General features: G+C 63.8%; 17 protein-coding genes, 1 pseudogene, 1 riboswitch and 1 other annotated feature. Of the genes and pseudogenes, 6 read left to right on the forward strand and 12 right to left on the reverse strand.

Annotated features, from left to right (window positions below; genetic code table 11):
- The 3 genes from narJ to BMW72_RS05530 are packed head-to-tail and all read right to left on the reverse strand — an operon-like array spanning position 1 to position 6100.
- Positions 1-618: a nitrate reductase molybdenum cofactor assembly chaperone gene (gene narJ / locus BMW72_RS05520; protein ID WP_092108075.1), complete on the reverse strand. Its 618-nt coding sequence runs from the start codon at positions 616-618 to the stop codon at positions 1-3.
- Positions 615-2369 carry a nitrate reductase subunit beta gene (narH, locus tag BMW72_RS05525; RefSeq protein ID WP_092108077.1) on the reverse strand — a complete coding sequence of 585 codons (1755 nt, stop codon included), beginning with the start codon at positions 2367-2369 and terminating at the stop codon, positions 615-617. Before narH ends, narJ begins: the two co-directional genes overlap by 4 nt.
- On the reverse strand, positions 2369-6100 hold the full coding sequence (locus BMW72_RS05530; RefSeq protein WP_092108079.1) for a nitrate reductase subunit alpha: 3732 nt from the start codon (positions 6098-6100) through the stop codon (positions 2369-2371). The genes narH and BMW72_RS05530 overlap by 1 nt, the downstream gene beginning before the upstream one ends.
- Positions 6101-6405: 305 nt before the next feature.
- Between BMW72_RS05530 and BMW72_RS05540 the strand changes: the two genes are divergently transcribed.
- Positions 6406-6918, forward strand: coding sequence for an HAD domain-containing protein (locus tag BMW72_RS05540; RefSeq protein WP_134360224.1), 513 nt, complete (start codon positions 6406-6408; stop codon positions 6916-6918).
- A complete protein-coding gene (locus tag BMW72_RS05545) occupies positions 6915-7601 on the forward strand; it encodes a haloacid dehalogenase type II (protein WP_092108085.1) in 687 nt (228 codons plus the stop codon). The genes BMW72_RS05540 and BMW72_RS05545 overlap by 4 nt, the downstream gene beginning before the upstream one ends.
- A 4-nt stretch (positions 7602-7605) precedes the next feature.
- Here BMW72_RS05545 and BMW72_RS05550 read toward each other — a convergent pair whose 3' ends face one another.
- From BMW72_RS05550 to BMW72_RS05560, 3 genes are all read right to left on the reverse strand, one after another.
- Complete coding sequence (locus BMW72_RS05550) at positions 7606-7929, reverse strand: DMT family transporter (protein ID WP_092108087.1); 324 nt, start codon at positions 7927-7929, stop codon at positions 7606-7608.
- An 11-nt stretch (positions 7930-7940) separates the two neighbouring features.
- A riboswitch (guanidine-III (ykkC-III) riboswitch) is annotated at positions 7941-8004 on the reverse strand.
- A gap of 592 nt (positions 8005-8596) precedes the next feature.
- Positions 8597-9085, reverse strand: coding sequence for an anthrone oxygenase family protein (locus BMW72_RS05555; RefSeq protein ID WP_166787828.1), 489 nt, complete (start codon positions 9083-9085; stop codon positions 8597-8599).
- Positions 9082-9924, reverse strand: coding sequence for an NAD(P)H-binding protein (locus BMW72_RS05560; protein ID WP_092108092.1), 843 nt, complete (start codon positions 9922-9924; stop codon positions 9082-9084). The genes BMW72_RS05555 and BMW72_RS05560 overlap by 4 nt, the downstream gene beginning before the upstream one ends.
- Positions 9925-10004: 80 nt before the next feature.
- Between BMW72_RS05560 and BMW72_RS05565 the strand changes: the two genes are divergently transcribed.
- Positions 10005-10931, forward strand: coding sequence for an AraC family transcriptional regulator (locus BMW72_RS05565; RefSeq protein WP_092108094.1), 927 nt, complete (start codon positions 10005-10007; stop codon positions 10929-10931).
- A 43-nt stretch (positions 10932-10974) separates the two neighbouring features.
- Here the strand turns inward: BMW72_RS05565 and BMW72_RS05570 are convergent, their stop codons facing one another.
- The 4 genes from BMW72_RS05570 to BMW72_RS05580 all read right to left on the reverse strand — a co-directional run bounded on the left by BMW72_RS05570 (position 10975) and on the right by BMW72_RS05580 (position 14339).
- Positions 10975-11577 carry an IS3 family transposase gene (locus BMW72_RS05570; RefSeq protein ID WP_166787827.1) on the reverse strand — a complete coding sequence of 201 codons (603 nt, stop codon included), beginning with the start codon at positions 11575-11577 and terminating at the stop codon, positions 10975-10977.
- A 47-nt stretch (positions 11578-11624) separates the two neighbouring features.
- Positions 11625-11738, reverse strand: a sequence feature (AL1L pseudoknot).
- Positions 11696-12064 (reverse strand): transposase, encoded by a 369-nt coding sequence (locus BMW72_RS19490; RefSeq protein WP_134360221.1) that lies wholly within the window; start codon positions 12062-12064, stop codon positions 11696-11698. Its footprint overlaps the feature before it by 43 nt.
- A 755-nt stretch (positions 12065-12819) precedes the next feature.
- Positions 12820-13443: an NAD(P)-dependent oxidoreductase gene (locus tag BMW72_RS05575; protein WP_092108098.1), complete on the reverse strand. Its 624-nt coding sequence runs from the start codon at positions 13441-13443 to the stop codon at positions 12820-12822.
- A complete protein-coding gene (locus tag BMW72_RS05580; RefSeq protein ID WP_092108100.1) occupies positions 13440-14339 on the reverse strand; it encodes an NmrA family NAD(P)-binding protein in 900 nt (299 codons plus the stop codon). The genes BMW72_RS05575 and BMW72_RS05580 overlap by 4 nt, the downstream gene beginning before the upstream one ends.
- A 59-nt stretch (positions 14340-14398) precedes the next feature.
- Between BMW72_RS05580 and BMW72_RS05585 the strand changes: the two genes are divergently transcribed.
- Together BMW72_RS05585 and BMW72_RS18350 are read left to right on the forward strand one after the other, a co-directional pair.
- Positions 14399-14860: a MarR family winged helix-turn-helix transcriptional regulator gene (locus tag BMW72_RS05585; protein ID WP_092108103.1), complete on the forward strand. Its 462-nt coding sequence runs from the start codon at positions 14399-14401 to the stop codon at positions 14858-14860.
- Between the two features lie 317 nt (positions 14861-15177).
- Positions 15178-15357, forward strand: a complete 180-nt coding sequence (locus BMW72_RS18350) for a hypothetical protein (protein ID WP_134450469.1) — start codon at positions 15178-15180, stop codon at positions 15355-15357.
- Positions 15358-15674: 317 nt separating this feature from the next.
- Here BMW72_RS18350 and BMW72_RS05595 read toward each other — a convergent pair whose 3' ends face one another.
- Together BMW72_RS05595 and BMW72_RS05600 are read right to left on the reverse strand one after the other, a co-directional pair.
- Positions 15675-16247: a hypothetical protein gene (locus tag BMW72_RS05595; RefSeq protein ID WP_092108107.1), complete on the reverse strand. Its 573-nt coding sequence runs from the start codon at positions 16245-16247 to the stop codon at positions 15675-15677.
- 10 nt (positions 16248-16257) lie between these two features.
- Positions 16258-17868, reverse strand: a complete 1611-nt coding sequence (locus BMW72_RS05600; protein WP_166787825.1) for a hypothetical protein — start codon at positions 17866-17868, stop codon at positions 16258-16260.
- Here BMW72_RS05600 and BMW72_RS05605 point away from each other — a divergent pair.
- Positions 17833-18681 (forward strand): annotated as a pseudogene (locus tag BMW72_RS05605) (IS30 family transposase); the annotation flags it as partial. The gene BMW72_RS05600 and the pseudogene BMW72_RS05605 sit on opposite strands and share 36 nt — an antisense overlap.
- Positions 18682-18795: the final 114 nt, after the last annotated feature.

Consider the following 18795-nt stretch of genomic DNA (forward strand, 5'->3'; position numbering starts at 1 on the left):
TCAGGCCCCCTTCAGCGGCAGCAGCCGCGGATCGTAGGGTTCGAGGCCGACCGTTTCGGTCGGCGGACCGTAGCCGGCCATGCGCTGCACCGCCTCCCGGTCGGCCGGCGAGGCGCCGGGCAGGGTGGCGCAGACGTCGGCGACGACCTGGCCGTACGGTGAGCCGTGCTCGATCAGGGCAAGCCGCAGCAGCTCGAGGCTTGGCCGGTACTGCCGCAGCAGTTCTCGTCCGGCGACGGGGTCGGCGATCGCCGCGAATTCGAGCACGAGCGGCAGAAAATCGGGCAGTTCGCCGTGGGTGTTGGTGAGAAAATCGGTCTGCCGATACACCTTCTTGAAGGCGGCGAGCACGTCGCCGCGGCGGCGGGTGTCACCGTCAGTCCAGTACGACAGATAGAGCGGATGATGCTTGCTCAGGTCGAAAGTCTCCACATAACGGCGCTGCAGTGAGCCGACGTCGCTGGCGGCGAGATAGGCGAAGAAGTCGTTGAAGGTCGCCGCCTTGCGGCCCTGCTCGGCGAGGGCGGCGCGCATCAGCGCAACCCGTTCGAGCAGCTCGGCGTCGGGATAGGACAGGCACCAGCCGGCGGCCTGATAGACCACCCGGTCGCGCATCATGGCGTGCCTGCGGAGTCACCGGAACCCGGGCTGGATCCCCCGGCCGCAGTCGGGCCGCCCAGGTCGGCCGGGGAGGCCGCGGCCGCCCGCGGCACATCGCGGGACTCCGGAAACAGGCCGGCCGGGGCCCCGTTGCCGTCCCAGTTGAGCAGATTGACCCGGTTGCGCAAGGTCGCCGCGCCGCTCGCCGTGTCGGAGGTCTGCCGGTCTTTCAGGGCGTAGAAGTTCTCGACCGCTACCGGTGTCGGCCGTCCACTCGCCTCGCCGAACGGCGAGTCCTCGTACATGCCGGGGCCGCCCTCGAAGTCCACGGAACAGCCCATCTCTTCCAGATCGTGCGCCTGCTCCACGTGCGCCTTCGGAATGACGTAACGCTCCTCATATTTCGCGATGGCCATCAACCGGTACATTTCGTACATCGACTCCGGCGACATTCCGACGGAGGCCGGAATAGCGGCATCCGCTTGCTGACCGAGGGTGATGCCGCGCATGTACGCCCGCATCGCGGCGAGTTTTCGCAACACTTCGGTGATGAGATCGGTGTCGCCCGCGGTAAAGAGCTCAGCGAGGTACTCGACCGGAATGCGCAGGGCGTCGATCGCGCCGAACAGGGTTCCGCTGTCTTCAGCGTCATGGCCCTGGTCGCTGAGCAGATCCACGATCGGCGAGAGCGGCGGCACGTACCAGACCATCGGCATGGTGCGATATTCGGGGTGCAGCGGCAACGCGACCTGGTACACCTTGGCGAGGGCGTAGACCGGCGACCGGCGGGCGGCGTCGATCCAGTCGTCGGGTATGCCCTGAGCGGATGCCGCAGCCGCCACCGCGGGATCGTTCGGGTCGAGCAGCAGATCCATCTGCGACTGGTAGAGGTCGGTCTCGTCGGTGACAGCTGCAGCATCCGTCACCCGATCGGCGTCGTAGAGAAACAGGCCCAGGTAGCGCAGCCGCCCCACGCAGGTTTCCGAGCACACCGTGGGCAACCCGATTTCGACGCGGGGATAGCAGAAGGTGCACTTCTCGGCCTTGCCGGTCTTGTGGTTGAAGTAGATCTTCTTGTACGGGCAGCCGGTGATGCACTGACGCCAACCGCGACACTTGTCCTGGTCAACCAGCACGATGCCGTCCTCGACCCGCTTGTAGATCGCGCCCGACGGGCACGACGCCATGCAGGACGGGTTGAGACAGTGCTCGCAGATGCGCGGCAGGTAGAACATGAAGGTCTGCTCGAAGGCGAACTTGATCTTGTCTTCGGATTCACGACGCACCTTCTCGCCAATGGGGTCGAGGTGGCCCATCTCGGGAGCGCCGGCGAGGTCGTCGTCCCAATTCGCCGACCAGGTGATCTGGGTGTCCTTGCCGGTGATCAGTGATTTCGGCCGCGCGACGGGAAAGTCATCGCCGAGCGGCGCATCGATGAGGGTTTTGTAGTCGTAGGTCCAGGGCTCGTAGTAGTCCTTCAGCTCGGGCTGCACCGGGCTCGCGAACAGCCCGAGCAGCTTGGCCACGCGGCCGCCGCTATTCAGCGCGAGCCGCCCCTTCTTGTTGAGCTTCCACCCGCCCCGCCACTTCTCCTGGTCTTCATATCGGCGCGGATAGCCCTGCCCCGGCCGGGTTTCCACGTTGTTGAACCAGACGTATTCGGTGCCGGCGCGGTTGGTCCACGCCTGTTTGCAGGTGACCGAGCAGGTATGGCAGCCGATGCACTTGTCGAGGTTCATTACCATGCCCATTTGAGCCATAACGCGCATCAGTACCGCACCTCCTGGGAACGTCGCCGAATGGTTGAGACCATGTCTCGCTGGTTGCCGGTCGGCCCCAGGTAGTTGAAGGCATAGGAAAGCTGCGCGTAGCCGCCGATCAGGTGCGTCGGTTTCACCAGCAGCCGGCTGACCGAGTTGTGGATGCCGCCGCGCCGCCCGGTGGCTTCGGACTTGGGTACGTCGATGGTGCGCTCCTGCGCGTGGTAGACGTAGACGACGCCCTGCGGCATCCGGTGGCTGACGATGGCCCGGCCCACGAGCACACCGTTCATGCTGACGCACTCGACCCAGTCGTTGTCGGCAACCTCGATCGACGCCGCGTCAATCGGACTCATCCACACGGTCGGGCCGCCGCGGGACAGCGACAGCATGAACAGGTTGTCCTGATACTCGGAATGGATCGACCATTTCGAGTGCGGCGTGAGATAACGCACGGTGACCTCGGTGGTGCCGTTCGGCCCGAACTTGGGCTCGCCGAACAGGCGCTGCATGTCAAGCGGTGGCCGGTAGATGGGCAGGGCCTCGCCGAGGTCGATCATCCAGTCATGATCGAGAAAGAAGTGCATACGCCCGGTGAGGGTATGCCAGGGCTTGAGCCGTTCCACGTTAATTGTGAACGGCGAGTAGCGCCGGCCTCCGGTTTCCGATCCCGACCATTCCGGTGACGTGATCACCGGCACCGGGGCGGCCTGGGTCTGGGCGAAGGTGACGCGTTTCTCCTCCGAGCCGGTGGCGAGGTCGACGAGGTGCATGCCGGTCTGCTTTTCAAGCTCCCGAAACCCCTGTACGGCCAGTTCGCCGTTGGTCGTTCCGGAGAAACTCAGAATGGCCTGGGCGAATTTCGCGTCGGTGTCGATCGCCGACCGGCCGTCACCGGCACCGCCCCGCATCACCCCGTTGCTGCCCTTGAGCCGTTCGATCTCGTGCTCCAGCCGGTAGGTCACGTTTTTCACCGTGAAACCGCGCTGTTCGGCGAGCGGCCCCACGGTCGCGAGCTTCTCGGCGATGGCGGTGTAGTCGCGTTCCACGATCGAGAAGACCGGCATGTTCTGCCCCGGGACTGCGGCAACGGATGCGTCCCGCCAGTCCCGCACGACCCCGCCCGGCTGCGCGATCTCACCGGGTGTGTCGTGTTGCAGTGGCACGCTCACCAGGTCTTTCCGGGTACCGAGGTGAACCCGGGCCTGCCGGGAGAATTCTTCGGCGAGCAGGCGGAAGGTGTCGAAATCGGTCTTGGCCTCCCACGGCGGATCGATCGCCGGGCTGAAGGCGTGCACGAACGGATGCATGTCGGTTGAGGACAGGTCGTGCTTTTCGTACCAGGTGGCAGCGGGAAATACGATGTCCGACAGCAGGGTAGTCGAGGTCATGCGAAAATCAGCCGATGCGAGCAGGTCGAGTTTGCCCTCTGGCGCGGTTTCGCGCCAGAGGACATCGCGGGGCCGGGCGGCGTTCACGTGGTCCTGGCCGAGCACGTTGTGGTGCGTGCCGAGCAGATGCTTGAGAAAATACTCGTTGCCCTTGGCCGAGGAACCGAACAGGTTCGAGCGCCACAGCATGAGGGTGCGCGGCCAATTCTCCGGGGCATCGACGTCGTCGATGGCGGGGGTGAGTCGGCCACTGGTGAGCGCGTCGGCGATGTACCGCGGGGCATCCGTTGTGTCGCCGCGGTCGATCGCTGCCTGCACCTCATCGGCCAGGTCGAGCGGGTTGCGGTCGAACTGCGGGTAGAACGGCATCCAGCCGAGCCGCGCGGACTGGGCCAGAGTGTCGGCGGTATGCATGCCATCGAAGTGGCCGGTGGCGAGCGGCGATTTCAGCGAATCGGCCGAGTACCCGTCTGACCGCCACTGGTCGGTGTGCATGTACCAGTAGCCGGTGCCGATCATGGTGCGCGGCGGGCGGCTCCAGTCCAGCGCGTTGGCGAGCGAGATCCAGCCGGTGATCGGCCGGGTCTTCTCCTGCCCGACGTAGTGCGCCCAGCCGCCCCCGTTGCGGCCCATGCAGCCGGTGAGCATCAGCAGGGACAGCACAGCCCGGTAGGTCGCGTCGCCGTGGAACCACTGGCAGATACCGGCACCCATGATGATCATCGACCGGCCCTTGGATTCTTCGGCGTTGCGGGCGAATTCCCGCGCCACCCGAATGCACGCCTCGGCCGGAACACTCGTGATCTCGGCCTGCCAGGCCGGCGTGTATGGCGTTGACACGTCGTCGTAGCCGGTGGCCCAGTCGCCCGGAAGTCCGGGCCGGCCCACCCCGTACTGTGCCAGCATCAGGTCGAACACCGTCGTCACGAGGTGCCCGGCGACGCGGCGCACCGGCACTCCCCTGGTGAGCACGGATCCCTCACCGGACGGCGCTTCGAAACACGGCAGGCGGATGCTCGCGGTCTCGCCGTTCATCCCGCCGTTCGCCTCGTCGAGCAGGCTCAGCGCCGGGTCGACACCCTCCAGGTCGAGGTTCCATTTGCCCTGCCCGGCTTCGCCGTAGCGGTAGCCGATCGAGCCGTTCGGCACGACGGGCTGGCCGGTGTTCGCGTCGAGCAGCACTGTTTTGAATGCGGCTCCCTCGGTGCCCGCTTGCTCCGGCAGGTCGGCCGCCACGAGGAACTTGGTGGGCACGAGGCCCTGCCCATCGGGGTGTTCCTCCAGTCGCACCAGAAAGGGCAGGTCGGTGTACCGGCGCACATACCCCTCAAAGTACGGGATGCTCCGGTCGACGAAGAATTCCTTGAGCAGTACGTGGCCCATCGCCATCGCGAGGGCGGCATCCGTTCCCGCCTGAGCGGGCAGCCATTCGTCGGCGAACTTGGTGTTGTCGGCGTAGTCCGGGCTGATCGCGACGACTTTGGTGCCGCGGTAGCGTACCTCGGTCATCCAGTGGGCATCCGGTGTGCGCGTCACCGGCACGTTCGAACCCCACATCATGAGATAGGTGGCATCCCACCAGTCGCCGGATTCGGGAACGTCGGTCTGGTCACCGAACACCTGTGGGCTGGCCACCGGAAGGTCGGCGTACCAGTCGTAGAACGACGTCATGACCCCGCCGATCAGCTGAATGAAACGGTTTCCGGCAGCGTGGGAGACCATTGACATGGCTGGGATCGGCGAGAAACCCGAGCAGCGGTCCGGGCCGTAGGTCTTGATGGTGTGCACGTGGGCGGCGGCGGTGATCTCGATCGCTTCCGTCCACGGAATGCGTACGAGGCCGCCTTTTCCGCGGGCCTGCTGGTAGCGGCGACGGCGTTCGGGGTCTCCCACGACATCCGCCCAGGCCCGCACCGGGTCATTCAGTCGGGCCTTGGCCTCCCGGTACATGTCGACGAGAACGCCGCGGGCGTAGGGATACCGCACCCGAGTCGGCGAGTAGGTGTACCAGCTGAAGGCCGCTCCGCGCGGGCAGCCGCGAGGTTCGTACTCGGGGCTGTCCGGACCCACCGAGGGGTAGTCCGTCTGCTGGGCTTCCCAGGTGACGATGCCGTCACGCACGTAGACCTTCCACGAACACGACCCCGTGCAGTTCACGCCATGGGTGGACCTAACCACCTTGTCGTGGCTCCACCGGTCACGGTAGAACACGTCTCCTTTACGGCCACCCTGGCGAAATACCGCCCGGCCGTCATCTGTCTGTTCCCACCGCGTGAAGAAACGGCCCAGCGACAGCATTGCATCCGACGCTTTTCCGTCCAACCCGGCAGGCAAAGGACCAGCTGCCATGCGAACAGCCTAGATCGGCCTTTCGCCGAGCGCCAGCACAAATTGAAACACCCGGCGGGTCGGCCGGAACTTCGGCCAGGGGAACCAACTCGTTGGTTGTACGCATGGGTTCAAGTTCGCCCCGGTGTACGGCCGGGCCGCCGCAGAACACGCCCTGACCGGTGCGAGCGAAAGGCAGCATCCGCTAGTGTGCCAAGAACGCCGTCCATATTGAAAACGTTTCATAGCGCGGATGCGTCGACCGTAGTGAGGGTCACCGCCATGCCAGCGGCCAGCTCCTGGCCCGCGACGCCTATGATCGACTGATGACCGCACGCAACATCCTGATCCTCCTTGACGTTGATGGGGTGCTGAACCCTCGGGTCATCGCCCAGCGCCTGGTACTCGATCCGCCGCGCGCGCACCTCGTGCGACAGCTCGGAGCCCTTGGATCCATTGTGTGGGCGACCACGTGGTCTCCCACACACACATTTCACCTGACGAAGTACCTCGAACTGTCCTCGGCGACCGAGGGCATTGCCTTTCCACATAACCTGCACTTCGACCCGTCGGCTCCCGCACCGACCGCCAAGTTGCATTGGGTCAGTCGCTGGCTGGCGCGACAAGATCCGGTGCCCGATGCGGTGATCTGGATCGACGACATCCTGCGCCAGGACGCGCGCGACTGGGCCATCGCGCAGGTTCGGCCCACTCTCCTGGTGCAGCCGGATATGACCATCGGCCTCACCGCTCAGCACGTCGACGAGATACGCCGCTTCATCGCCGGTCTCGCACGAACGGATGCCGCAACCTCCACCCCGGCGGACAGCGCACGATGAAGAGCGCACCATCAGTGATCGTGTTCGACGTCAACGAGACACTCTCCGACATGTCCCCGCTGAGCGCTCGGTTCGCCGAGATCGGCGCCCCGGCCCACTTGGCCCAGATCTGGTTCGCCGCCCTCCTCCGAGACGGATTCGCCCTCGCTGCCGCCGGCGGAACCGCAAATTTCTCCGCGATCGGAGCTGAAATTCTGCGTGAAACCCTCAGGGGCGTTCCCCTGACACGCCGGGTCGACGATGCCGTGGCGCACATCTTGAACGGCTTCGACACGCTGAGCCTGCACCCCGACATAGCCGAAGGAGTATCCCGGTTAAAGAGCGCAGGGTTGCGTCTCGTGACCCTTTCCAACGGACCTGCCCAGGTGGCCGAGTCGCTGCTGACGCGCTCCCGGCTGCGCGGCGAATTCGAGGCCGTCCTCACCGTCGAAGACGCCCCGGCGTGGAAGCCGGTTCGAGCGGCTTACGATTACGCCGCGGCGGCCTGCGGAGTTGCACCGGGTGACCTGCTCCTCGTGGCGGTGCACCCCTGGGACCTTCACGGGGCAGCACAGGCCGGCCTCAGCACCGCATGGCTGAACCGCAGCGGCGGCGTCTACCCGAGCTACTTCGCAGCACCGGACCACACGATCAGCGCCCTGGGCGGCCTGGCCGACCTGTTGGAGGGTCAGACCTTGGCCTGACCTCTCACTGCGCGCCGTCGACGAGTTTGAGCCCCACAATGCAGCCGATCAGGCCCACCAGCAGGGCAATCCTCACCCAGGATACGCTCGCGTCACCGCTGATCATCGCCCAGGTCACAGTCAGCGCGGCGCCGATCCCCACCCAGACGGCGTAGGCCGTTCCAATCGGAATCTCCCGCATCGCCCAGGCCAGGCCGGCCATGCTGAGCGCGAGTGCCCCGCCGAAAATCACGGTCGGCCACAATTTGGTGAAGCCCTCGGATTTGCCGAGCGCGGTCGCCCAGACAGCTTCGAGCACTCCGGACGCAATCAAAATGATCCACGACATGACTGATACTCCTTGGCCAGTCTTGTCGCGTTCCGGGTACTGATCCGTCGTCCGGGGCCGCGCATCGCGACCTGCTTCGACTCTAGGCACCGCCACTGGGCAAACCATGTGCAGAACCGCAGGCCCCCCTAAACGGATGCCGCGGCATCCGCTTCGCGTGCCTCCCTGCTGCGCTCGCGCGCCTGCGTTGCCCCTGTCGGTGTGAGAACCGAGTCGTGCACCACGCCGACGTCATCACCCTCAAGGGCGCCAGCTACGGACTCAAAGACAGCGGCATCACCACGCTGCCTTCCGCCAGACCAGAGAACACCACAGAATAGACACACAACGGTGGCCTACTTTTCGAAGAGCGCCAACGGAATATTCTCAAAGAGCGTCGACAAATAAGATGCTCATGACCCTCAGCGAAGGTACGTCGAGGCGGTCATGCAGTGGAATTCGCGGCGGCGAAAGCCAAGCGCGAGGCACACGGTTATGGGCCATCCGGCTAACGGCAGTAGACCAACTGGTAAGACGGCTAATTGTCCCCACCGCCCGTGAGCCGAACCCTGGACGAGACAGAGTGCTCATCAGACGATCCGTATGCGATAAACGAACGACATTCGATCAAACGCGAGAGCGCGCAGGCCCGTCTTCAGACGATGCATCGTGAGAGTTCGCACTCTAGCTAAAGGCGTATGGCCAGTGACGAGGCGAGAAACGCCGAGCCGGTGATCGCCAGCACGGCTCGAGTCGTGTTCGCACGACTCCAACCTGCGTCGAAAGATCGCCACGCGTCAGCGGCGTCCCACTCGGATGGCCTGATCCGGGCCAGCGCGTTGTTCCGCGGCACATTAGAGAGGATTGTCGTGACGAAGGACGCCACTGTTAGGCCTGCGCCGATGAGGCGAACGGGAACTATTCCGGCGCTATCGCCCGGGAACATAGCAATGACGGCTGCCGCGCACGCGGCCAGGGCGCCCCCGAAGAAGACAATCATGAAAGGAGGACGAAGGGCTTTTTCGTTGACTCGTTGCATCACGGCCACGGCCTCAGGGGCCGAACGAAGGCGCAGGGCCGGAGACACGATTGTGGCGAACGTGAAATAGACCCCTCCCGTGACGCCAGCCCCGACCGCCGCTGCGACCGTCACGACGGTGCCGAACAGTTCCGTCACGAGTGAGCCACGGATCTTTCGTGCCACAGGCCCGTTGCGGCAACGCGCCGCGCATAGAGCGCGAAGTCGGTCAAAGGCCGGCCGAGTGCCATTTCCAGGTCCTCGGTCAGCGAAGCATTGCGACCATCGGCCACGTCCTGGACCAAGTCGGCGAGCGGCTCTGCTTCCGAAGCGGGAATGCCGTCCGCCGCGACATCCGCTACGAACTCCGCCGGGGTGCTCGGCTGATAGCAAATTTGTCGCCCGGTCGCATGGGACAGTTCGGCCGCGACGTCGGTCATTGACAGGAGTCGCGGTCCGGTGATCTCGTAGACGCGACCGGCGTGTCCCTTTTCGGTCAGCGCGGCGGTCGCCAGATCGGCCAGGTCATCAAGATCGACGAACGGTTCCCGCACGGCGCCGGCTGGAAGTACCAGGCGGCCTCGTTGTACCGGCCCGAGTAGGAAATGTTCGCTGAAATTCTGGGCGAACCACGACGACCGCACGATCGTCCAATCGGTGCCGGACTGTTGGATCGCACGCTCGCTGGCGCGTGCGCCCTGTTCGCCGCGGCCCGACAGGAGGACCAACCGGCGCACCTTGTGAGCGCGTGCTCGGTCTGCGAACTGCGCGATGAGGTCCGAGACACCAGGGAAGGCGAGGTCCGGGGAGTAGCAGACATATGCCGCGTAGGTGCCGCTCAGCGCGGCGTCCCAGGTCGAGGGCTGAGCCCAATCAAACGGATGCACGAATCGCCTGGAGGCCACCCGTGTGAGCACGCCGCGAATTCGAAGCCGCTCGGTAATGCGACGGCCGGTGCGGCCGGTACCGCCGAGAACAAGAACTGGTGAATTCGTCATATCCTCAGCCAACACATCATTGAACAGATGTTGAATAGCTGATCGAGTCGATTACATTCGTGATCGTCTAGTGTGGGGATGTGGACGCACTCACTCATCTCCTCAGCGGCCCGCACGCGCAGCGGGCGTTTGCGTTGCGCGTCGTCATGGACCCACCGTGGTCGATCGATGTTCAGGATCGCGCGCCACTGACTCTCATCGCGATTCTGTCCGGCGAAGCATCTCTGGTCACGGAGCGGGCGCGGGTCAGCCTGAAACCCGGGGATATTGCCATCGTGCGCGGACCGGAACCGTATCGTCTTGCAGACGACCCCGAGCGCGAAGGGCTTGTCGTCATTCACCCCGGTCAAATCTGCACGACCCGGGACGGCAATCACGTCAGCATCAGCATGGCGCAGGGTGTGCGCACCTGGGGAAACTCGCCCACAGGCGCTACGACCATGCTGATTGGTACGTACGAATCTGACGCTCAGATCGGCACGGTAGTCGCTGCGGCACTGCCTGTAGTCGCGGTCGTCCCCGCGGGACACGTCGACGAGGCGCTGCTGCGCCTCCTCCGTGATGAAATCTCCGTTGACGCGCCCGGACAGGGCGGCGCAGTCGACCGCCTCCTCGACGTCTTGCTTGTGCACGCGCTGCGCGGCTGGGCGCGCGAACACCCTGAATCTGCCTCCGGGTGGCTCGCGGCGGGCCGTGATCCTCTCGTGTCCGATGCCCTGAGGCTCCTGCATGAATCACCCGGCGCGCCCTGGACCATCGAATCGCTCGCCCAACACTTATCCGTCTCGCGAGCAACGCTCGCGCACCGTTTTCGCACGTCAGTAGGCGAACCTCCGATGGCATACCTCACCAGCTGGCGGATGCTACTGGCCGGCGAGCTGCTTTCAGACCCGCGTCGGACAACCGCAGACATCGCTCAACTGGTGGGCTACGGTAGCCCCTTCACCCTCAGCACCGCCTTCAAACGCCACCACGGCGTCAGCCCTACCGAATATCGCCGCCATTGACAAACGTCTCTGGCCATACGAGCTGGCTGACCGAAGCGGGCCCTTAAGCCACGCCGATCGAGCACGAGCTGTTGAGGCGGGCGTTGACCCACCCGTAGCTATCGCCCGTGGAACCGACGGATGCGACGGCTTCGGCTTGGGCGAGGCGTTCGGTGTAACGCACGGCTCGATACTGCACCCCGCGGTCTGAGTGGTGGACGAGTTGGGAGAGGTCGCGTCCTTCACTCTCCCGGGTCCAGATCCCCATCTCCAGCACGTCGAGCGCGAGGCGCGTGGGTATGCTGGACAGCTGCCAGCCGACGACCCGACGAGAAAACTCGTCGGTGACGAACGCCGCGTAGACCCAGCCGGAGAACGTGCGGATGTAGGTGATGTCCGCCACCCAAAGGCAATTTGGTGCTGGCGCGGTGAACGCCCGCCGCACCAGGTCGTCGGGGCGGTCGCTGAGCGGCCCTGGAATCGTGGTCCGCGGAGTCCTCGACCGGGTAATGCCGCGCAAGCCCTCGCGGCGCAAGAGCCGTTCAACCGTGCAGCGGGCGACCGGGTGGTCATCGCGTTTGAGCTGAGCGTGGACCTTCCGCACCCCGTAGACGCCGTAGTTCGTCTGGTGCACGTCTCTGATCTTCACCACGGTCACCTCATCCATTTCGATCGTAGTGACGGCGGCCGGCTGATGGCCGCGTAGTACGTCGACGGGGCGATCTACAGTTCCTTGCAGATCGGCTCGACCCCGTAGTCGTGCTTGTTCTGGTCGATGAACGTGGTCATCTGTTGGAGGGGCGGTCGAGCTCCGCCGCGAAGAAAGCCGACGCACTGCGCAGAATGGCATTCGCCCTCCGCAACTCACGGTTCTCTCGCTCCAGCTCGAGCAGCCGGGCGGCGTCATCCGTCGTGGTCCCCGGGCGAACGCCGGCATCGATCTCGGCATGCAAGACCCACCTCCGCAGCGTGTCCGCAGGGACCCCGAATTGCTGCCCAATACGAGCTGACGCCCCTCGAGCAAACGCGCCATCGCCGCCGCCCTCCTTACGAGCGGACATCAACAAACGCAGCGCCCGCTCCTTCAACTCCGGCGGATATCTCTTCCCTGTTGGCATAATTCTCAACCTTTCCGGGTGATCAAAAACCTCCATTAAACCCGGGGCGAGACACTGGCGCAGGTCCCCTCACGCGAAGACGATCGAGGTCACTCGCGGCCACTCGAAATGGATCGAGCGCCTTTCGCGTAAGCGTCCACAATAAGCAGCTTTTCGGAATAGGCGTTGAATAAACGTTGACCGCATCAAATCTCGCCGCACCGCCGCTGCTAAAGGATAAATCTTGATCAGATGACGATTTCACAATCAGTGCTGAGACTCGAATCCATTACCCAAGCCAAATCTGGCGATTTTGACCGGTTCGCAGGCGAACAGAATGCCCGATCAGGTGCTGAGTTCTGATTGGTGTGTCAATGTCTTGACACGGGGCTTTACGTCCGTCCATCGTAGGTGCCCATCAAGCCGCACGGCTTTGGCATGTGGCCATCTCCACCGATGGTGCCGTCTAGAGCGTTCAACTGGGTCGACCACCCGCTTCCAGCGGAAGGAGAAGGGCGTCACGGGCCCGCGGTCACGAATGTCGATCTATAGTCACGTTCACGAACCCTGCAATTCGTGCAGCCCGGCCAGACGCAGTTTCCGGTCCTCTGGAAGTGAGTTTTCGGGATGCGATGGGACTGTCACCCGGGGTGGGCGTAGGCGGACGGGGGCCCCGCTCCGCGCCCACCCTCGCCTAATCCGTTTAGTCCTGTGTGCCGTCTTCAAGGGCGACGCCGTTAGTTCGGGCCTGAATGTGGCACTACCTCGTCGACGTGCAGCGCTCCAGGAGGCAGGTCGTGCAGGGAAGGTTGTTAGTTGTTCGCCGCGAACGGTGCCTGGTCTATGAATTTCGCACTGGTCGCGCAATCCACCAGGAGTCCTGCCAGTGCTGCGCGGTGCAAAGTAATGCCGCGCGGCGGGGTTTCAACGCTGATGACGGGTGCCGTATTGGTCTCACCGTCAGTCAAGCGAGGAACCCGAACGAGTGTCCATCGTAATTCACTGTCTCGCCAGATTTCGTATTCCCGTTTCCGGTCCTCTGACGCTTTTCCCGCGAGGGTGCGGGCGAGGGCTCCGATAACACGATCTCGTAGGCCCTTTTGATCGCCCGGCACGTCGAGGCCGCCAACGCTTATCCCGACGAAGCGTGTCACGCCCGAAGTCCTCATCGCGGTAGCGGTGTGTTGAGCGAGCAGGGTGTGGAGGTTCGAATCGCGGCCTCGAGCACCAACGGCAGAAATCACGGCGCCCGCTCCTTCGACAACTCTTGTGACGGCATCCAAATCACGAACATCGCCTTCATGCACAATGACACCGTCTTCAATAAGGGACGCGCCGTTGCGAGCAAGAGCGATGACCTGGTGGCCGCGTTCCGTCGCCTCTCGAAGGACGAGGCGGCCGGTCCGGCCGGTGGCTCCAAGGACTGCGATGTTCATGCGGTGTGCCTCTCGGTCGGCGTGGAAGCAGGATTCCAGACTTGGCGTTCTCTATGTGCAAACTCAGCGAAACCTATGGGGTCACGGCCGAGAACCGGGCGAACCTCATCGGAGAGGTTGGCAGCGAGGCCAAGACGAGCCGTGGTATAAATGGCGGCAGTGACGAGGACCATCCCCCACGGCATCCCCAGAGTGTGGCGTGCGTGCCAAATGTATCGGGCGATACCGGGCCGGGCATAGCGGATGGTGCGGCCGAGTTCTGCGCTCAGAATCAGAGCGATCTGCTCGTAGGTGAGTGCTTCGTTCCCTGTCACCGTCGTAGCGGTGTTGGCGTGGGTCAACGGGTTGAGTAACGCGTCTGCAGCGATGGCGCCGACGTCTTCGGCGTCAACGAAGGCCGTCGCACCGCGCCCAGCAGGAACGACGATCTCATCGCGATCGCGAACATCAGTGAGGTGGGTGGTAGACAGGTTTTGGTGGAAGAACGAGGCACGCACGAACGTCCAGGTGACACCCGAGGTGCGCAGCCACGCTTCGATGGCAGCGTGCGGCACCACCTTGTTTTTTTCTGCCCCCTGAAGCGAGAGAAACACGATCTGTTTCACACCGGACTTTTTGGCAAATTCGAGAGCGGGAAGCATTTGTTTCTTTGGTTTGCCCAGTTGCGGGGGTCGCAGCAGGAACATCCGCTGAATGCCCTCAAACGCAGCTGTCCACGTGGTGTGGTCAGTGAAGTCAAGTGTGACGGCATCCACACGATCGCCGAAAATCTGGGTGACTGACTCGGCAGTGCGCCCGGCGGCTCGCACTCTGCACCCGGCCGCAAGCAGCCGTTCCACCACGACGCGGCCAACGTTGCCAGTCGCGCCGGTCACCAGAATCAGGTCAGTTCTCATCCGGATCCCCTATCTGTGTCATAAGCGTGCTCACGATCCTACATGTGTAGAGTACAACTATGTTGCGTGGTGACGAGTGGGACAAGATCGACGCGTCCCTGATCAGGATGCGTCGGCTACTGCAGGGGCCGAAGCAAGTGAACGGGGTGGCCGATCTCTCAGCCGTTCTCGTCGTTGACGCCATTGTTCGTCGTCGTGCTCATGGCGAGCGGACCCGAATCTCAGATATCGCCGGGAACCTCTCGGTGAAGCCCTCCACGGCAAGCCGGCTCGTGGCTGCCACAGAGAATGCCGGCTTCGTTGAGCGTTTACCCGGGCGAGACGATCCACGGAGTGTGAATCTTGATCTCACGCCGACTGGTGAAGAACTCAACGCGACTGCCAAGCAGTTCCGGATCGACTTCCTCCGCCGGGCGGCACCGCGTTGGGACGCGCATACAGTGGCCGTTTTCGCGGACCTGCTTGACGAGTTCTCTCGAGCGGCTGCCGCCGGTCCAGCAGGTGCGGGAGACGCACCTTGAGATGTCCATCACCGTTCAGTCATCACAGGTGCCCACTGAGCCCCACTGCTTGAGCCGGTGGCGTTTCCACCGACGGTGCCGAATTCTGGGGCGTCCAGCTGGGTTGACGTGCAGCCGCCAGCGGGGGAAACGTCACGGCACGGTCGTCATGAATGTCGACCTGTTGTCAGTTCACGGACCTCACAATTCGTGCAGGCCGGCCAGCGGCCGTATGTGGTCCTCAGGTCACAATCTTTTGGACGCGATAGAACTTCCGGCGGCGTAGGCGTCGGCGTAGGGGTGGGTGGACGAGCACACCCGTACCCGCCCACCCACGCTTGAACCAGTTAGTCCTGTGTGCCGTCTTCGACAGCGACGCCGTTGATGTCGTCAGTCGTGTCTTCGGTGTCGGACTCTGTACCGGTTTCCGCGGTCGACTCGGTGCCGGAGTCGTCCGCAGTTTCGCCGTCGACGGTGCCGTCTTCGACCTCGTCCTGAACGTTGTCCGTATCGGTTGAGGAGGTGGGTTCGACACTCGATTGTGACGAGTCTGCGCCGGGCTGAGACCTTGGCCGTGCCCAGGCCGGGATTGTGCTTGGTCGGATCGCCAAAACCGGTCGAAGGCGTGCCCCAGGTTCACCTCCAGCCGGGCGGCATCCGCTGGGTTGTTGGAGCGCGCATCGCGGAGATGCCGTTTGCCATCCCAGCTACGCCTGACCTACAGCACCTATAACGCCGCGTCGTGCGGTGCCGAGGTCGCATTTGCCACGACTATGAGATGCCCGACCGGCTTGCGGCGGCCGTGGGCGTCGCCGAGTGTGATTTCGGTCGCGCGCTATGCGCGCCAGGCGTTGTAGACGTCGGCCAAGGTCTGTGGTCCTCGCTCCACGCGCTGCCGCAATGATCTGGCAGCAAGCACGGAGCATGTTTGCATCGGACTTACCGGCTCGGGTCTGATCCCGGTGATGACGGGCTGGTTCAGGTACATGTAGCCCTTGACTCGCTCCCCGCCCGATACCCATCGGCCCCCGACCGTCTGAATGAGCACCTCTCCGAGGTAGCGAGCGGCACCGTCAATCAGCCAGAGGGTGTCTGCGGAGAAGCGGGCGTATCCCGCAGAGCTGGGGTGGTGGAACCACGAGGGCAGATCTTCGGGAGGCTCGAGCTGATCCGCATCGATTTGAGGTCCGGGTTGGCCCAGGGCTGCCGGTTCGTATCCTGCTCGCCAAGCAAGCTTCGGCTCTACTGCATCCCACACCGGCTCGAGCGAGCCAGGTGAGAACGTCAGTTCGCGGTCGATGGTCGATGCGAACCGGTCGAGTGACATTTGCTGATCGCCGAGAAAGCCGGCGAGGTACTCGGCCGCGTCGGCACTGGTCATCGCGACGAAGTCGGTGTAGGCGGGCATCGAGCGGCTCCTATGCGGGGATATGGATCGTGTACGGGATTTCTAGCTCGTCCAGGAGGTCGAGCACCGGCTTGCTCGGTCCCATAGTCTTCGAGACGGCACTGGCAAAGAAGTGCCAATGAGCCCCCTCAATGTCGCCCTGATCCACGAGGTAAGCATCCGACCTTATCTGCCGCTCAATTGACGGGCTCAGATTAACACGACCCACTTTCGATTCGTGAGCCACGTTGTCAACGAAAACATCGAATCGCCGGTGGAAGTCATTGCAGACCTCGATGCAGTCTTTCGTGGAACGTGCGATTTGTGTGTATTTGCTGCCATCCTTCGCTCGATAGAGCCCGGCCAGGAATGCTTCTCCTTCCTGACCCGTGGCGAAGAACCCAGCTCGGCCACTGTTGACATTGACGTGACCGGGGCGTTTCATCGCCTCAGCGAGACTATCGAGGCCGACCCTCCCCTTCTGAAGTCGGAGAAGCGACTTTTCGCTGGAGCCGGCGGCCCGGAGGTACGCCCAGTTCGGCGTGATCTGCGCAATGGTCGTCACTTTGATGTCGTCCGGAACCCACTTGAGCGCCACGATGGCAGCACCCACAGCGGGGGCAAGCTCGGGGTGACGCAGGACGAACTTCGCGGTTTTGGCGGGGATAGCGGCCGCGTCGCCAACGGCCGGTGCCATGCCGACGACGCTGAAGCCTGCGCCGACCCAGTCAGCATGGATGCCCGACCCGATGGCATCGCGGAGGTCGGCAGCCCCGCCGATCACCCAGCCGACTCCGGGAATGAAGCTGGAGCTTCCGGAGGCAAGATTGCCGGCCAACCAGGCGAGAGAGTCACCCGGAATGATCTCGCCAACGAACGCACCCTGGGCGAACTCCCACGCGTAGGTCGATGGCTCGACCCTTACATCGGCCCATAATGGGTCGAGGCCCTGGCTCTCCTGATTCTTAACTTCGTACCCGTCGTCGAAGCCGTCACCGTCAGTGTCAGCAACATCCGGAGCCGTGCCGAGATACTCGACCTCGCGGCCGTCCTCGACCCCATCGCCATCGCTGTCGCGATCGAACGCATCGAGGGAGAGATCGGCTTCAGCCGCATCGGACAGGTCATCCCCGTCAGTATCGGACATCAGCGGGCTCGAGAAAACCACGAACTCGACGCCCGCGTCAGGGACAGTGACCGCCTGGCCGGCTTCCTCCCCGTCGGTGAGTTTGTCGTCGTCAGTGTCGGGATCCATCGGATCGGTTCGGTAGACCGCGCCCCTCGCGCTCAGCCAGCCGCTCGTCTCGGCCCTGTCATCGAGATCGTCGTCGTCTGAGTCGCCCTTAGTGGGGTTGGAATTGCCCGCATACAGCGTGCTCGCGCCGGGGTCAGAGACCACCCGACCCGCCTCGTCCCCATCGGTGAGCCCGTCGCCGTCCGTATCGGCCGCATGAGGATCAGTGGTAAACGTGTTGCCAACGACCGTGCGCCAGCCGGACGCCTCAACGTGATCTGCCAACCCGTCCCCGTCGGAGTCCGCCTGGCTACTGGCTACGTAGCCGAGGCCGACGACAATGAGGACCACCACCAATGCACTAGCAACACTGTTGCCGTCACGGGGTATCGGGCGACCAGTGCGCATGCCTTGGCTTTTGAGCGGGCCGCGAGGCCGAAGCCGTCGAAACTTCTTGTAAATTCGCACCTGCGTGGGATCGTGGAGAGGGACTTGAAGAAGAGGTACTCACCCGAGCAGATCTCGGGACGGTTGAAACGCGAGTTCCCAGATAGGGAGGAGGTGCGGGTGTCACCCGAAACGATCTACCAATCCCTCTATGTGGAGTCTCGCGGCGCGCTGAAACGGGAACTGACGGCGTCGTTACACACCGGCCGGACCTTGCGGCGCCCGTCACGCAAGGTCGGCCAACGCGAGAACCGGATCCCCGGAATGAGCAACATTGCCGAACACCCGCCAGAAGCTGAGGACCGTGCCATTCCCGGGCATTGGGAGGGCGATTTGCTCATCGACAAAGGGAACCTGTCCGCGATCGGGACTCTGGTGGAACGCACCACCGGGATCACGATGCTCCTCCATCTACCCGACGGTTATAAGCCCGATCAGGTCGCCCCAGCGCTGGCGTCGAAGATCCAAACTCTGCCCGCCATGCTGCGGCGGTCGCTGACGTGGGATCAGGGACCCGAGATGCGGAACTGGAAAACGGTCGCTATCGACGTGGACATTGAGATCTACTTCTGCGACCCGCACGCCCCCTGGCAGCGAGGCAGCAACGAGAAAACCAACGGCCTGTTACGTCAATACTTCCCCAAGGGCACCGACCTCACCATTCACAGCGCCGAAGACCTTGACCGGGTCGCCGCGGAACTCAACGACCGCCCACGCAAACGCCTACAATTCCAGAAACCGATCGAAGCGACTGGCGAACTCCTGTTGCAATAACCGCTTGAATCTGCCGAACCCTCAGCGGGACGGATGCCGGGCACGAACCCCAGCGCGAACGGCTGCCGCGAGCCCATGCCAACATCTGCGACACGAGCGCAGCGCTCCGGCCAA

Source organism: Cryobacterium luteum (assembly GCF_900110125.1).
Classification (GTDB): Bacteria; Actinomycetota; Actinomycetes; order Actinomycetales; family Microbacteriaceae; genus Cryobacterium; species Cryobacterium luteum.

Bases quoted from the DNA above. Each gene is read 5' to 3' on its own strand.
- narJ (WP_092108075.1), bottom strand. From the start codon at position 618: ATGATGCGCGACCGGGTGGTCTATCAGGCCGCCGGCTGGTGCCTGTCC.
- narH (WP_092108077.1), bottom strand. From the start codon at position 2,369: ATGCGCGTTATGGCTCAAATGGGCATGGTAATGAACCTCGACAAGTGC.
- BMW72_RS05530 (WP_092108079.1), bottom strand. From the start codon at position 6,100: ATGGCAGCTGGTCCTTTGCCTGCCGGGTTGGACGGAAAAGCGTCGGAT.
- BMW72_RS05540 (WP_134360224.1), top strand. From the start codon at position 6,406: ATGACCGCACGCAACATCCTGATCCTCCTTGACGTTGATGGGGTGCTG.
- BMW72_RS05545 (WP_092108085.1), top strand. From the start codon at position 6,915: ATGAAGAGCGCACCATCAGTGATCGTGTTCGACGTCAACGAGACACTC.
- BMW72_RS05550 (WP_092108087.1), bottom strand. From the start codon at position 7,929: ATGTCGTGGATCATTTTGATTGCGTCCGGAGTGCTCGAAGCTGTCTGG.
- BMW72_RS05560 (WP_092108092.1), bottom strand. From the start codon at position 9,924: ATGACGAATTCACCAGTTCTTGTTCTCGGCGGTACCGGCCGCACCGGC.
- BMW72_RS05570 (WP_166787827.1), bottom strand. From the start codon at position 11,577: ATGGATGAGGTGACCGTGGTGAAGATCAGAGACGTGCACCAGACGAAC.
- BMW72_RS19490 (WP_134360221.1), bottom strand. From the start codon at position 12,064: ATGGAGGTTTTTGATCACCCGGAAAGGTTGAGAATTATGCCAACAGGG.
- BMW72_RS05575 (WP_092108098.1), bottom strand. From the start codon at position 13,443: ATGAACATCGCAGTCCTTGGAGCCACCGGCCGGACCGGCCGCCTCGTC.
- BMW72_RS05580 (WP_092108100.1), bottom strand. From the start codon at position 14,339: ATGAGAACTGACCTGATTCTGGTGACCGGCGCGACTGGCAACGTTGGC.
- BMW72_RS05585 (WP_092108103.1), top strand. From the start codon at position 14,399: ATGTTGCGTGGTGACGAGTGGGACAAGATCGACGCGTCCCTGATCAGG.
- BMW72_RS05595 (WP_092108107.1), bottom strand. From the start codon at position 16,247: ATGCCCGCCTACACCGACTTCGTCGCGATGACCAGTGCCGACGCGGCC.
- BMW72_RS05600 (WP_166787825.1), bottom strand. From the start codon at position 17,868: ATGCGCACTGGTCGCCCGATACCCCGTGACGGCAACAGTGTTGCTAGT.